General features: G+C 70.1%; 10 protein-coding genes. 6 read left to right on the forward strand and 4 right to left on the reverse strand.

What is annotated here, in order from left to right; genetic code table 11:
* Nucleotides 1-41 precede the first annotated feature (41 nt).
* Nucleotides 42-1634: an AMP-binding protein gene (locus KG111_RS03540; RefSeq protein WP_205290732.1), complete on the reverse strand. Its 1593-nt coding sequence runs from the start codon at nucleotides 1632-1634 to the stop codon at nucleotides 42-44.
* A 113-nt stretch (nucleotides 1635-1747) separates the two neighbouring features.
* On the opposite strand from KG111_RS03540, the gene KG111_RS03545 reads away from it, so the two are divergent.
* Nucleotides 1748-2224 (forward strand): OsmC family protein, encoded by a 477-nt coding sequence (locus KG111_RS03545; RefSeq protein ID WP_205290731.1) that lies wholly within the window; start codon nucleotides 1748-1750, stop codon nucleotides 2222-2224.
* Nucleotides 2225-2257: 33 nt separating this feature from the next.
* On the opposite strand, the gene KG111_RS03550 is transcribed toward KG111_RS03545, so the two are convergent.
* Complete coding sequence (locus KG111_RS03550) at nucleotides 2258-3184, reverse strand: SDR family NAD(P)-dependent oxidoreductase (RefSeq protein ID WP_205290730.1); 927 nt, start codon at nucleotides 3182-3184, stop codon at nucleotides 2258-2260.
* A 294-nt stretch (nucleotides 3185-3478) separates the two neighbouring features.
* Between KG111_RS03550 and groL the strand changes: the two genes are divergently transcribed.
* On the forward strand, nucleotides 3479-5110 hold the full coding sequence (groL, locus tag KG111_RS03555) for a chaperonin GroEL (RefSeq protein ID WP_205290729.1): 1632 nt from the start codon (nucleotides 3479-3481) through the stop codon (nucleotides 5108-5110).
* 101 nt (nucleotides 5111-5211) lie between these two features.
* Here groL and KG111_RS03560 read toward each other — a convergent pair whose 3' ends face one another.
* Both KG111_RS03560 and KG111_RS03565 read right to left on the reverse strand, forming a co-directional pair.
* A complete protein-coding gene (locus tag KG111_RS03560) occupies nucleotides 5212-6606 on the reverse strand; it encodes an MFS transporter (protein ID WP_205290728.1) in 1395 nt (464 codons plus the stop codon).
* Nucleotides 6603-7949 (reverse strand): MFS transporter, encoded by a 1347-nt coding sequence (locus tag KG111_RS03565; protein WP_205290727.1) that lies wholly within the window; start codon nucleotides 7947-7949, stop codon nucleotides 6603-6605. Before KG111_RS03565 ends, KG111_RS03560 begins: the two co-directional genes overlap by 4 nt.
* Nucleotides 7950-8164: 215 nt before the next feature.
* On the opposite strand from KG111_RS03565, the gene KG111_RS03570 reads away from it, so the two are divergent.
* The 4 genes from KG111_RS03570 to narI are packed head-to-tail and all read left to right on the forward strand — an operon-like array spanning nucleotide 8165 to nucleotide 14996.
* Nucleotides 8165-11884, forward strand: a complete 3720-nt coding sequence (locus tag KG111_RS03570) for a nitrate reductase subunit alpha (RefSeq protein WP_205290726.1) — start codon at nucleotides 8165-8167, stop codon at nucleotides 11882-11884.
* Nucleotides 11884-13539, forward strand: coding sequence for a nitrate reductase subunit beta (gene narH, locus KG111_RS03575; protein WP_205290725.1), 1656 nt, complete (start codon nucleotides 11884-11886; stop codon nucleotides 13537-13539). Before KG111_RS03570 ends, narH begins: the two co-directional genes overlap by 1 nt.
* Nucleotides 13539-14264 carry a nitrate reductase molybdenum cofactor assembly chaperone gene (narJ, locus tag KG111_RS03580; protein ID WP_205290724.1) on the forward strand — a complete coding sequence of 242 codons (726 nt, stop codon included), beginning with the start codon at nucleotides 13539-13541 and terminating at the stop codon, nucleotides 14262-14264. Before narH ends, narJ begins: the two co-directional genes overlap by 1 nt.
* A gap of 3 nt (nucleotides 14265-14267) precedes the next feature.
* On the forward strand, nucleotides 14268-14996 hold the full coding sequence (narI, locus tag KG111_RS03585) for a respiratory nitrate reductase subunit gamma (RefSeq protein WP_205290723.1): 729 nt from the start codon (nucleotides 14268-14270) through the stop codon (nucleotides 14994-14996).
* Nucleotides 14997-15031 lie beyond the last annotated feature (35 nt).

Below are 15031 nucleotides of genomic sequence, written 5' to 3' on the forward strand. Positions count from 1 at the left end.
CGGGCCCGGGGACGACACCCCGGGCCCGCGCTCGGTCGCGTTCAGGCGTCGAGCAGCTGGGAAGCCAGCTCCGCGGTCGCCCGATAGTCGACCTTGCTCACCGGCGTGCGCGGCACCTGGTCCACGAAGAGCACGGACTTGGGCACCTTGTAGTTCGAGATCAGGGCCCGGCAGTGCTCGCGGAGCGCGTCCTCGCTCAGGGTGGCGCCCTCGCGACGCTGCACCAGAGCGGTGACCTGCTGGCCCCAGCGCTCGTGCGGGGTGCCCACGACGGCGGCGTCGAAGACGTCGTCGTGGCGCAGCAGCACCGACTCCACCTCCTCGGGGTTCACCTTCTCCCCGCCGGTGTTGATGCACACCGAGCCGCGCCCGAGCACGGTGATCGCGCCGTCCTCCTCGCGCCGCGCCATGTCGCCGGTGATCGACCAGCGCACGCCGTCGATCTCCTTGAAGGTGGCTGCGGTCTTCACCGGGTCCTTGTGGTAGCCCAGCGGGATCGCCCCGCGGCGCGCGAGGATGCCCACCTCGCCGACCGGGACCGGCTTGTCGTCGGGCCCGAAGACCTCCGCGTTGGCGTCGAAGGTGAACTTCGGCGCGCCCGCGGCATCGCCGGTGCCGTCGTCCATCCGGGAGCCGCCGGCGCCGGACTCCGAGGAGCCGTAGGTGTCGAGGATGAAGCGGCCGGGCAGCGCGCGACGGATCTCCTCGCGCACCCCCTCGGACAACGGGGCGGCGCCGTTGGAGACCGCCATCAGGCTGGACAGGTCCCAGCGGTCGGGGTGGGCCAGGATGGTCTCCGCCACCGGGCGGCCCATCGCGTCGCCGAGGAAGGTCAGCGACACCACGCCCGCGGCGTCGACCAGGTCGAGGATCTTCTCGGGGTCGAAGTGGGGCTCGGTGAACAGTGCCACCGTGAAGCCCGCGACGTGGCCGTTGCCGAGGATCCACTGGCTGCCGCCGTGCATCATCGGGCCGCAGGCCAGCAGCACCATCGGGTTCTCGTTGGCCGCCGCCTCACCCGCCAGCTGCTCGATCGACTCCATCGGTGCGCCGAAGCGGCTGGCGTTGAGGGCGGCGCGCATCAGGTCCTCCTGACGCCAGGTCACGCCCTTGGGCAGCCCGGTGGTGCCGCCGGTGTAGATGACGTAGTGGTCGTCGCTGGAGCGCTGGACCGCCGGCCGCTCGGGGGAGGCGGCGGCCATCGCGGCGTCGTACTCCTCGCCCAGCACGAGGCAGTGCCGCAGCTGCGGGGTGTCGAGCTCGCCGAGCGCCTCGACGTGCTCGGGGGCCACGAACGCCGCGACGCAGTCGGCGTTGTCGTAGAGGTAGGCGAGCTCGTCGTGCTTGTACTTGTAGTTGATGTTGATCGGCACGGCGCGTGCCTTGAAGCAGCCGTAGAACGCATCGATCCACTCGATGCGGTTCGCCGAGTGCACCGCCACGTGGTCCCCGGGCTGGATGCCCGCCTCGAGCAGGTGGTTGGCCACCCGGTTGGCCCGCTCGTCCAGCTCGGCGAAGGTGTAGGTCCGCTCCATCGTGAAGATCGCGGTCCGGTCCGGGATGGTGTCGGCCATCACCTCGAGCACGTCGGCGAGGGTGAAGGGGCGGGACGGGGCGGTTGTGGTCTGGGTCACAGGCAAACCATGCCAAGTAGAACGTGTTCTCGCCAAGGGGTCCGGGACTTTCGTTCCCCTGTTGGGACCATCGTCCCTCCGCGGAGCGCGGCGGGGGGCGGCAGGATGGGGACATGGCCGACCACCACTACCGCCTCTTCCTCGCCTGGCAGGGCGATCGCGGCACCGGCACCAGCGGCTACCGCGACTACGGGCGCGACGTGCTGGTGCGCGCCGAGGGCAAGCCCGACCTGCTCGCCTCCGCCGACGCAGCCTTCCGCGGCGACCCGGGGCGCTGGAACCCCGAGGAGCTGCTGCTCGCGGCGCTCTCGCAGTGCCACCTGCTGTCCTACCTGCACTCGGCGGTGCGGCACGGCATCGTGGTGACGGCGTACGACGACGCGCCGGTCGGCGCCTTGGCGCAGGTCGGCCAGGGCGGGCGGTTCACCTCGGTCACCCTCCGTCCGCGGGTGTGCATCACCGACCCGGCGCAGGTGGTGCTGGCGCGCGAGATCCACGCCGAGGCGAGTGCGAACTGTTTCATCGCCGCCTCCGTGGCGTTCCCCGTGCGCCACGAGCCGACGATCATCACGGCGGCGCCCGGAGCCTGAGGGCCGCAGCGCGGTGGCGGGGGAGCCCGGCCCTCAGTCCTCGAGCACCCGCACGTCGAGCTTCATCCGGCGACTCGAGCGCAGCTCGCCGCGGGCCACGGAGCGCACCCCGCGGCCGAGCACGGTGCCCAGCGTGAGGTCGCGGTGGTCGTCGCGGCCCTCGAGCAGCAGCGGCAGCAGCGGGGCGGCGGCGTCCTCGGGGCTCTGGCCCCACAGGGCGGCGACGTACGGCAGGGCCCGCACCCGGCGCTCCATGCCCGGCGCGACCGTGACCCGGGAGAGCATCTCGGTGCGGACGAGGCCGGGGTCGAAGCCGTGCACGCGCACGCCGGTGCCGGCGAGCTCGGCGCGCACGGTGCGGGTGAAGGCGCGGTTCCAGGCCTTGGAGCTGGCGTAGGCGCTCTGCATCGGCACCGGCTTCGTGGCGCCCTTGCCCCACACGTTGACCACGTGGCCGACAGCGCGCGTGGGGTCGGTGCTGGCCTCGGCGAGCATGGCGGCGACCGCCGTACGGGTGCCGTGGAAGACGCCACGCACGTTGGCGTCCAGCACCCGCTCGAACACCGCCGAGGGCACGAGGTGGGCGGGGCCGTAGACCCCGGGGGCGCCGGCGTTGTTGACCCACACGCCCAGCGGGCCCAGGTCGCGGGCGCGTGCGGCGAGCGCCTCGACCGCCGGGAGGTCGGCGACGTCGAGCTCGTGACCGTGGGCCTGCAGGCCGTCGGCGCGAAGGGAGCCCACCGCGTCGTCCACGCCGCTGCCGGGCAGTGCCGCCACCATGACCTGTGCGCCGGCGCGGCCCAGCAGCCGTGCGAACGCGAGACCGAGCCCGCTGCTGGCGCCGGTGACGACGGCGACGCGGCCAGCCAGCGGCCGCTCGGCACCCACCTGCGCGCCCGTCTCCTCCGGCGCGTGCTCCGGGGAGCGCCTCGACTCGTTCTCAGGGGTCGGGTGGAGCATGAGCAAGGGGGTCCTCCCTGGGTCGGGTCGGCACGGGGTGCCGGTGGGCAAAGGCTAGAGCGCGCCGGGGGTCGCGCGCAGCGCAATGGACCCACCTGCCACACCCGCCCCTCGCTTGCACTCGCCATGGGCGAGTGCTAAACATGGGCACTGGCACTCTCGCATTGAGAGTGACAAAAAGCCCCGGTGGGGAGAGGTCGTCCGAGCACGGACCCCGACCCGCCTCCCCGGCCGCACCGCGTACTGATCGCACCCACAAGATCCACCCGATACACACAGAGGATCGCAGGAGATATGTCGAAGCTGATTGCTTTCAACGAGGAGGCCCGGCGCGGCCTCGAGCGTGGCATGAACACGCTCGCCGACGCCGTCAAGGTCACCCTGGGCCCCAAGGGCCGCAACGTCGTCCTGGAGAAGAAGTGGGGCGCCCCCACCATCACCAACGACGGTGTCTCCATCGCCAAGGAGATCGAGCTCGAGGACCCCTACGAGAAGATCGGCGCCGAGCTGGTCAAGGAGGTCGCGAAGAAGACCGACGACGTCGCCGGTGACGGCACGACGACCGCGACCGTCCTCGCCCAGGCCCTCGTCAAGGAGGGTCTGCGCAACGTGGCCGCCGGGGCCAACCCGATGGGCCTCAAGCGGGGCATCGAGGCTGCCGTGAGCGCTGTCACCGAGCAGCTCCTCAGCCAGGCCAAGGAGGTCGAGACTCGCGAGCAGATCGCCGCGACCGCGACCATCTCCGCCGGTGGCGACACCACCGTCGGCGACGCCATCGCCGAGGCGATGGACAAGGTCGGCAAGGAGGGCGTGATCACGGTCGAGGAGTCGAACACCTTCGGCATCGACCTGGAGCTCACCGAGGGCATGCGGTTCGACAAGGGCTACATCTCGGCCTACTTCGTCACCGACCCCGAGCGCATGGAGACCGTCCTCGAGGACGCCTACGTGCTGATCGCCAACTCCAAGATCAGCAACGTCAAGGACCTGCTGCCGCTGCTGGAGAAGGTCATGCAGTCGGGCAAGCCGCTCGTCATCCTCGCCGAGGACGTCGACGGCGAGGCGCTGTCGACCCTGGTCGTCAACAAGATCCGCGGCACCTTCAAGTCGGTCGCGGTCAAGGCCCCCGGCTTCGGCGACCGCCGCAAGGCCATGCTGCAGGACATCGCGATCCTCACCGGCGGCCAGGTCATCTCCGAGGAGGTCGGCCTCAAGCTGGAGACCGCCGGTCTCGAGCTGCTCGGCCAGGCCCGCAAGGTCGTCATCACCAAGGACGAGACCACCATCGTCGAGGGCGCCGGCGACGCCGCCCAGATCGAGGGTCGGGTCAACCAGATCCGCGCCGAGATCGAGAAGTCGGACTCCGACTACGACCGCGAGAAGCTCCAGGAGCGCCTCGCCAAGCTGGCCGGCGGCGTGGCCGTCATCAAGGTCGGCGCGGCCACCGAGGTCGAGCTCAAGGAGCGCAAGCACCGCATCGAGGACGCCGTGCGCAACGCGAAGGCGGCCGTCGAGGAGGGCATCCTGCCCGGTGGTGGTGTCGCCCTGGTCCAGGCCGGTGCCACTGCGTTCGACACGCTCGAGCTGACCGGCGACGAGGCCACTGGTGCCAACATCGTCAAGGTCGCGCTGTCGGCGCCGCTGAAGCAGATCGCCATCAACGCCGGCCTCGAGGGCGGCGTCGTGGCGGAGAAGGTCGCGAACCTCCCCGCCGGCGAGGGCCTCAACGCCGCCACCGGCGAGTACGTCGACCTGCTGGCCGCGGGCATCATCGACCCGGCCAAGGTGACCCGCTCGGCGCTGCAGAACGCCGCGTCGATCGCCGCACTGTTCCTCACCACCGAGGCCGTCGTGGCCGACAAGCCGGAGAAGGCGGCGCCCATGGGCGGCGACCCGACCGGTGGCATGGGTGGCATGGACTTCTGATCCGAGCACGGACGCTCCGGCGTCCAGCGAAGATCGACAGGACCCCGTCGTACCTGAAGGTACGGCGGGGTCCCGTCGTTTTCCCAGCCCGAGCAGCAGCCTCAGCCGGGCTTCGGAGCGCCCTTGCGGGCATAGCGCACCCAGGTGACGACCACGCACATCACCGCCCAGGCGATGCCGATGGCGAAGAAGGCCACCGGGCCCATCGACGTCACGCCGACGCCGAAGAAGAAGGGACCGAACGCCGCGATCGCGGCGGTCCAGCCGATCACGCCACCGGCCTGACGTTTCTCGAAGATCATCGGCATCTGTTTGAACGTCGAGGCGTTGCCGATCCCGGCGAAGAGGAAGATCGCGAGCATCCCCCAGAGGAACTGGTCGAACCCGCTCTCCAAGGTGGCGGCAGAGGTGGTGTCGGGGCTCAAGGTCGTGATGGTGAAGGCGATCGAGGCCACCAGTCCCACGCCGGAGACCAGTGTCCAGATGGCGCCGCCCATGCGGTCGGTGAGCGGTGAGAACAGCACCCGGGCGCCGGCGCCGACCAGGGGGCCGAGGAAGACGTACTTCGCGGCGTCGGGCACGGCGTATCCCTCGACCAGCACGGTGGCGTCGGCGCCGGATCCCTGGACGATGTCGGGGTTCGCGCTGCCGTAGAGCTCGCCCATCAGCAGCCCGAACTGCGCCGAGAGGCCGGCGAAGGTGCCGAAGGTCATGATGTAGAGCAGGGTCATCAGCCAGGTGTCGACGTTGCCGAAGATGTCGAACTGCTGGCGGATGCTGGCCTTGATCGGCACCGACTTGAGCATCGTCCAGGCCAGGATCGCCGCGAGGACCATCAGGGGGATCCAGACGAAGGCGGCGTTCTGGTACCAGACCTCCTCGGGCTCCTTGCCCGGCTGCGAGATGGTCTGCGAGCCCCCGATGAAGGCCAGCCACGAGAGGGCGATCAGATAGGGCGTCAGCAGCTGCACGGCCGAGACGCCGAAGTTGCCGATGCCGGCCTGGATCCCCAGCGCGGTGCCCTGCTTGGAGCGAGGGAAGAAGTACGAGGTGCTGGGCATGAAGCCCGAGAACGCGCCACCGCCGATGCCGGCCAGGAACGCCAGCAGCATCAGCTCCCAGTAGGGAGCGCTCGGCTCCTGGACCCGCACCCCCCACCCGGCGGTCGAGAAGACCAGCAGCAGCGAGGTGAGCGCCACCATCTTGCGGGTGCCCATGATGGGCGGGAGCACCATCCACACCAGCCGGAAGATGCCTGCGGACAGGCCCGGCATGGCTGCCATCCAGTAGAGCTCGTTGCTGGAGAAGTCGTAGCCGAGCGAGTTGAGCTTCGGAATCAGCGCGCTCGGCAGGAACCAGGCCGCGAACGCGAGGAAGAGTGCGAACGTGGTGATCCACAGGGTGCGCCACGCCAGGGGCTTGTTCCAGGTCTGCTCGTTCTCCGGGTCCCAGGACTCCAGCCATTCGCCGGACCGGGAGGTGGTCGACTTGCTCATGCCGGTGTCTCCTCATCGGTGGGGTTGTCCAGCTTGTGTGCCAGGTGGGGCGACTCGTGATGGAGCATGTGCACCACCGTCCAGTGCATCCACACGCTGCAGATGACCGTCAGGACGAACAGCACGCCGAAGGTGCTGGTCGGGAAGCCGGACCACTCCTTCGTGTAGGCGAAGAGCGGCGGCAGGGCGAAGCCGCCGAGGCCGCCGAGCATCCCGACGAGTCCGCCGACGGCGCCGACGCTCTCGGGGAAGTACTCCGGGATGTGCTTGTAGACCGCCGCCTTGCCCACGCCCATCGCGCACCCGAGCACGAAGACCAGCAGCACGAAGGGCACCAGGTCCAGGTGGTAGGCGAGGTGCTCGTCCTCGCTGCCGTCGGGCAGCTGCACCACCACGAAGCCGTTGGGCATCATCAGGATGCCGCTGGTCACCAGCATCGCGCCGAAGGTCCAGTACATCGCGCGACGAGCGCCGTACCGGTCCGACAGCGCGCCACCCACCGGGCGCAGCAGTGACGCCGGGAAGATGTAGGTGGCGGTCAGCAGGGCCGCGGTCTGCAGGGAGACGTCGAAGTTGTCCATGTAGTAGATCGGCAGCCAGGCCGAGAGGGCGACGTAGGCCCCGAAGACCGCGACGTAGTAGAGGCTGAAGCGCCACACCCGCATCTGCTTGAGCGGGGCGAGCTGCTCCGTCAACGGCACCTCGGTCCCGGGCTTCAGGTCGTGGCGGGGGGTTCCGAACCAGAGCACCGCGGCCATCACGACCAGGAGCACCGCGTAGACGACGGGGACCAGGCGCCAGCCGCCGTCGATGAAGCCGAAGTAGGTCGCGCCGGCGGTGCCGGTGATGATCGGAGGCCCGATGAACTTGGTCACCGAGGCGCCGACGTTGCCCGCGCCGAAGAGCCCGAGGGCGTAGCCCTGACGGTTGCGCGGCTGCCACGCGGAGTTCCAGGCGATGCCGACGGAGAACGAGTTCCCCGCCAGGCCGATCAGGAAGGAGAGCCCCAGCAGGGCGGTGTAGGAGTTCACCTGCGAGACCAGGTAGGTGGGCACCGCGGAGACGAGCAGCAGCACCGTGAACACGATGCGTCCGCCGAAGCGGTCGGCGAGCATGCCGGCGGGCAGGCGCCACAGCGAGCCGTTGAGGGTGGCGGCCGCCACGATCCACGACAGCTGCACGTCGCTGAGGCCGAACTCCTCGCGGATCGGGTCGCCCAGGATGCCGAACATCAGCCACACCGCGAACATCAGGGTGAAGGCGATGGTCGAGAGCCAGAGCACTCGGTTGCGGCCCGGTCGGGGCGGTGCGGACGACGCTTCTGCCGCGGTCTGTGACGCCATGGGCCCTCCTGGGCAGGCGCGGAATCGGACGGTCGTGCGATGCACGTTACGTAGGACGTAGGTCCCCGTCCAGAGGCCAAAGGTCCTCGGTCTGAGGAGGGGGGTCTGGCGACTCCGAGCCACGATCCGTGGCCCTTGCGGGCTAGGTGATCCGGGAGAATAGTGATGCGGGACACAGCTCAACCGACTGCACGTGGTGGCTAGGGGGAAGACCTGTGAGCGACACCAAGCTGGGTTTCGACGGAGGGCTGAGCGACGCGCTGGTCGCGAGCCGAAGGTTCTTCACCCGCAACCAGGTCAGCGGTGATCTCCGCACCCTGACGGCCGAGGGAGGCCGCGAGGGCGACGTCTTCTACCGGGACCGGTGGAGCCACGACAAGGTCGTGCGCAGCACGCACGGGGTCAACTGCACCGGGTCGTGCTCGTGGAAGGTCTACGTCAAGGACGGGATCATCACCTGGGAGGCGCAGCAGACCGACTATCCCAGCACCGGCGCCGACCGACCCGAGTACGAGCCCCGCGGCTGTCCGCGGGGCGCGGCCTTCTCCTGGTACACCTACAGCCCCACCCGCGTTCGCTACCCCTATGTGCGGGGCGTGCTGCTGGAGATGTTCCGCGCCGCGGTGGCCGAGCACGGCGACCCGGTCGTGGCGTGGGCCTCGATCGTGCAGGACCCCGAGAAGACCCGCGCCTACAAGGCGGCCCGGGGCAAGGGCGGGCTCGTCCGTGCCACCTGGGCGGAGGCCGCGGAGATGGTCGCCGCCGCCCACGTCTACACCGTCAAGCGCTGGGGCCCGGACCGCATCGCCGGCTTCTCGCCCATCCCGGCGATGTCACCGGTGTCCTTCGCCTCCGGCTCACGGTTCCTGGAGCTGATCGGCGCACCGATGCTCTCCTTCTACGACTGGTACGCCGACCTGCCCAACGCCTCGCCCCAGATGTTCGGTGACCAGACAGACGTCCCCGAGTCGGGGGACTGGTGGGATGCGGCCTACCTGGTCATGTGGGGGTCGAACGTCCCGCTGACCCGCACGCCGGACGCCCACTGGATGACCGAGGCCCGCTACCGGGGCCAGAAGGTCCTGGCGGTCGCGCCGGACTACGCCGACAACGTCAAGTTCGCCGACGAGTGGGTGAGCCCTGCGCCCGGCACCGACGGCGCGCTCGCGATGGGCATGGGCCACGTGGTGCTGCGCGAGTACTTCGTCGAGCGCCAGGTGCCCTTCTTCACCGACTACAACAAGAGCTACACCGACCTGCCCTACCTGATCACCCTCGACGCGGGCACGGACGGCGCCTACCGGCCGGGCAAGTTCCTCGTCGCCGGCGACCTGGAGCACCCCGAGGGCGGCACCGAGAACACCATGTGGAAGCCGGCGGTGATGGACGCCGCCACCGGCCGGGTCCGCATCCCGAAGGGCTCGGTGGGACACCGCTACGGCGAGGAGGGCCTCGGCCAGTGGAACCTCGAGCGCGGCGACATCGACCCGTTGCTGACGCTCTATCCCGCTGCGGGCGCGGACAGTCTCCTCGAGGCGGTCGAGGTCGCGCTGCCCCGCTTCGACGACGCCGGCGGCAAGGTCCGCTTCGATCGCCGCGGCGTCCCGGTGGCCAGGGTCGGCGACCGGCTCGTCACCACCGTGCTCGACCTGCTGCTGGCGCAGTACGGCGTGTCCCGGCCCGGGCTGCCCGGCCAGTGGCCGCAGGGGTACGACGACCCGAGCGTGCCCGCCACCCCCGCGTGGCAGGAGCAGCACACCGGCGTGCCCGCCGCCCAGGTGACCCGCCTGGGGCGGGAGTGGGCGCAGAACGCGATCGACACCGAGGGCCGGGGCATGATCCTGCTCGGTGCCGGGGTGAACCACTGGTTCCACTCCGACCAGATCTACCGCGCGATCCTGCTGCTCACCACGATCACCGGCACGCAGGGACGCAACGGCGGCGGCTGGGCGCACTACGTCGGTCAGGAGAAGGTCCGCCCGCTCACGGGCTTCCAGCACATGGCGTTCGCGCTCGACTGGCACCGGCCGCCGCGGCACATGAACCAGACGGCGTACTGGTACGTCAACACCAGCCAGTACCGCTACGACACCTTCTCCGCCGACGACCTCGACGCCGGCACCGGCATCTTCGCCGGGCGCAGCGTGATGGACCTGCTCGCCCAGTCCGTGCGCCTGGGCTGGACGCCGTCGTACCCGACGTTCGACCGCAGCAGCCTCAACCTCGCCGACGACGCCGCCGCGGCGGGGATGGAGGCCCCCGCCTACGTTGCGCAGCAGCTCAAGGAGGGCGCCCTCAAGTTCGCCGTGGAGGACCCCGAGCACGAGGACAACCACCCTCGGATCCTCAACCTGTGGCGCTCCAACCTGTTGGGCAGCTCGGCGAAGGGCAACGAGTACTTCCTGCGTCACCTGCTCGGCACCGACAGCGCGGCGCGGGCGAAGGAGGCTCCGCCGGACAAGCGCCCCACGTCGGTCCGCTGGGCCGAGGAGGCCCCCCAGGGCAAGCTCGACCTGCTGATGACGATCGACTTCCGGATGACCAGCAGCACGATGTTCAGCGACGTCGTCCTGCCCGCTGCCACCTGGTACGAGAAGCACGACCTCTCGACCACCGACATGCACCCGTTCGTGCACTCCTTCAACCCCGCCATCGCACCGCCGTGGGAGACCAAGTCCGACTGGGACGCGTGGAAGGCGATCGCGAAGAGGTTCAGCGAGCTCGCCGTCGACCACCTCGGGGTGCGCCGCGACGTCGTCGCCAAGCCGTTGTGGCACGACACCCCCGAGGCCATGTCCAGCGAGCACGGCGTCGTGAAGGACTGGCGCCTGGGGCGCGACCACCCGCAGGGCTGCGACCCGGTGCCGGGCCGCACGATGCCGGTCATCGCCGTCGCCGAGCGCGACTACACCCAGGTCCACGAGAAGATGACCTCGATCGGGCCGCTGCTGGAGTCGGCCGGCATGGCCACCAAGGGCGTCGCCTTCCAGGCGCGCCGGGAGGTCGAGATCCTCCGCCACCGCAACGGCGTGACCCGCGGCGGGGCGGGCGACGGCCAGCCGAAGGTCGAGACCGACGTGCAGATGGCCGACGCCATGCTGCACCTGGCCGGGGTGAGCAACGGCCACCTCGCCACCCAGGGCTTCCGGTTCCTCGAGAAGCGCACCGGCGTGCAGCTGCACGACCTCTCGGCCGAGCACGAGGGCAAGCAGATCACCTTCGCCGACACCCAGGTGGCACCCGTGCCCGTGATCACCTCGCCGGAGTGGTCGGGCTCGGAGTCCGGTGGGCGCCGCTACAGCCCGTTCACGATCAACATCGAGCGCCGCAAGCCCTTCCACACCCTCACCGGGCGTCAGCAGTTCTACGTCGACCACGACTGGTTCATCGGCATGGGGGAGTCGCTGCCCGTCTACCGGCCCCCGCTCGACATGACCGCCCTCTTCGGGGAGGCGCCGGTCGGGGAGCAGAACGAGCTCGGCGTCTCGGTGCGCTACCTGACGCCGCACAACAAGTGGTCGATCCACAGCGAGTACCAGGACAACCTCTTCATGCTCTCGCTCTCGCGCGGCGGGCAGGCGGTGTGGATGTCCGACCGCGACGCGGCCAAGGTCGGCATCCGCGACAACGACTGGATCGAGATGGTCAACCGCAACGGCGTCGTCGCGGCCCGCGCGATCGTCAGCCACCGGATGCCGGAGGGCACGGTCTACATGCACCACGCGCAGGACCGGCTCATCGACGTGCCGCGGACCGAGCGCGACGGCAAGCGCGGCGGCATCCACAACAGCCTCACGAGGATCCTGATGAAGCCCAACCACATCGTCGGCGGGTACGCCCAGCTGGCCTACGCGTTCAACTACATCGGCCCCATCGGCGACAACCGCGACGAGGTCACGATGATCCGCAAGCGCCGGACGGAGGTGACGTACTGATGCGCGTCATGGGCCAGATGGCGATGGTGATGAACCTCGACAAGTGCATCGGGTGCCACACCTGCTCGGTGACCTGCAAGCAGGCGTGGACCAACCGCACCGGCATGGAGTACGTGTGGTTCAACAACGTCGAGACCCGGCCCGGGCTGGGCTACCCCCGCACGTACGAGGACCAGGAGGAGTGGCGGGGCGGCTGGGTGCGCCGGCGCGACGGCAGGATCGCGCTGCGGGCCGGCGGGCGGTTCAAGAAGCTGCTGACGATCTTCTCCAACCCCAAGCTGCCCTCCATCGAGGACTACTACGAGCCCTGGACCTACGACTACGACACCCTGGTCGGCTCGCCGCAGTCCGACACCTTCCCGGTGGCGCGGCCGAAGAGCCTGCTCACGGGCGAGAACATGAACGTCGAGTGGTCGGCGAACTGGGACGACGACCTCGGCGGCTCCCACGAGAATGCGGCCCGCGACCCGATGCTGGCGGGCATCGAGGAGAAGGTGAGGCTGGAGTTCGAGCAGACCTTCATGTTCTACCTGCCCCGCATCTGCGAGCACTGTCTCAACCCGTCCTGCGCGGCCTCGTGCCCCTCCGGCGCGATCTACAAGCGGTCCGAGGACGGCATCGTGCTGGTCGACCAGGACCGCTGCCGCGGCTGGCGGATGTGCGTCTCGGGCTGTCCCTACAAGAAGGTCTACTTCAACCACAAGACCGGCAAGGCCGAGAAGTGCACCTTCTGCTACCCCCGGGTCGAGGTCGGGATCCCGACCGTCTGTTCGGAGACCTGCGTGGGCCGGCTGCGCTACATCGGCCTGGTGCTCTACGACGCCGACCGGGTCCTCGAGGCCGCCAGCGTCGAGGACGAGCACGAGCTCTACCAGGCCCAGCGCTCCTGCTTCCTCGACCCGCACGACCCGGCGGTGCAGCGCGCCGCCGCCGAGGCGGGCATCCCGACGGACTGGGTGGAGGCGGCCAAGTCGTCCCCGGTGTGGCGGCTGATCCACGACTACGAGGTCGCGCTGCCCCTGCACCCGGAGTACCGCACCATGCCGATGGTCTGGTACATCCCGCCGCTGTCGCCGGTGGTCGACGCGGTGCGCGACACCGGCGAGGACGCCGAGGACCGGGGCAACCTCTTCGCGGCCATCGACACCCTGCGCATCCCCGTGGAGTACCTCGCCAACCTGTTCACGGCCGGGGACACCGCGCCGGTCGATGCGGTGCTGCGCAAGCTTGCGGCGATGCGCTCCTACATGCGCGACCTCAACCTCGGCCGCGACGCCGACGAGTCCATTCCCGCTGCGGTCGGCATGAGCGGGGAGGAGATGTACGAGATGTTCCGCCTGCTGGCCATCGCCAAGTACGACGAGCGCTACGTCATCCCGACGGCGCACGTCGAGCAGGCGCACGCGTTGGAGGAGCTGGCCACCGACTGCCCGGTCTCCGACTACGGCGGCGGGCAGAACGACCTCTTCGGTGAGGGGTCGGGCTACCCGACCCCGGTCTCCGTGGAGAACTTCCGGATGCTCCAGGAACGCCAGACCAGCGACACGCTGGCCAGCCCGGCGGACAAGAGCAGCCGGGTCAACCTGCTCAGCTGGGACGGCAAGGGGCTGCCTGACGGGCTCTTCCCGGCCCGGCGCGACGACGGGGACCAGTGATGCTCGGCCGCAACCGCAAGGCATCCCGGGAACGGGACGTGCGCGCGGTCTGGGCGGTCTGCTCCGCCCTGCTGGACTACCCGACCCCCGAGCTGCTCGCCGGCCTCGACGACCTCGAGCGGCTCGTGCCCGGCAACAGCGACCTCGCCGCGCTGGCCGCGCACCTGCGTGCCCACCCGCTGCGCGCCGTGCAGGAGGAGTACGTCGCCACCTTCGACCACACCCGCAAGTGCGCGCTCTACCTCACCTACTTCGCCTACGGCGACACGCGCCGGCGCGGCGCGGCGCTGGTGCGGTTCAAGGAGACCTACCGGGCCGGCGGGGTGGAGTGGGACGAGGCCACCGGCGAGCTGCCGGACCACCTGTGCGCGGTGCTGCAGTTCGGCGCCACCGTGGACACCGCGCTCGCTGCCGGGCTGCTCGCCGAGCACCGCGCCGGCGTGGAGATGCTGCGGCTCGCGCTCGCCGGCTGGCGCAACGACGACGGCAGCACCGGCTCCCCGTGGTCCGGCGCCCTGGTCGCGCTGTGCGACACCCTGCCCGACCTGCACGGCGATGAGGCGGACGCCGTACGACGCCTCGTCGAGCAGGGGCCGCCGGCCGAGGAGGTCGGCCTGGCCGGCTACGGCGCCGACCCCGCACTCACCGGCACCGGCGGCACCGCCGCGGGCCCATCGACCGGGCCGGCGTTGATCGCTCCCGCCACCATCCCTGTGAGGAGCTGAGACGTGGACACGTTCTTGTGGATCATCGTCCCGTACATCTGTCTCGCCGTCTTCGTGCTCGGCCACGTCTGGCGCTACCGCTACGACAAGTTCGGCTGGACCACCCGCTCCTCCCAGCTCTACGAGGACCGGCTGCTGCGGCTGGGCTCCCCGCTGTTCCACTTCGGGATGCTGGGCGTGGTCGGGGGCCACATCATCGGGCTGCTCGTCCCGCGGTCGTGGACCGAGGCCATCGGCATCAACGACCACGCCTACCACTACATCGCCGTGGTGGGCGGCCTGCTGGCCGGCATCGCGACGGTCGTGGGGATGGTCATCCTGATCTACCGCCGGCGCACGGTCGGACCGGTCTTCTCCGCCACCACCACGATGGACAAGGTGATGTACGCCTTCCTCGCCGCCGCGATCCTGCTGGGGATGTGGAACACCATCGCGGGATCGATCTTCACCCTCGGCGGGGACTACAACTACCGCGAGGGGGTGTCGGTCTGGTACCGCTCCTTCCTCGCCTTCCAGCCCGACGCGAGCCTGATGGGCCGCGCCCCGATCGGGTTCCAGCTGCACGCCCTGGTCGCCTTCGCGCTCTTCGCGCTGTGGCCCTTCACCCGTCTGGTGCACGTCTTCAGCGCACCGCTCGGCTACGTGACACGGCCCTATATCGTCTACCGCAGCCGCGAAGACGGCATGGGCACCCGGCCCCCGCGCCGCGGTTGGGAGCGGGTCGGGCGATGAGCCGCCGACCGGCGGCGAACGGACAGGAGACGCAG

Source organism: Nocardioides faecalis (genome assembly GCF_018388425.1).
Taxonomy (GTDB): domain Bacteria; phylum Actinomycetota; class Actinomycetes; order Propionibacteriales; family Nocardioidaceae; genus Nocardioides; species Nocardioides faecalis.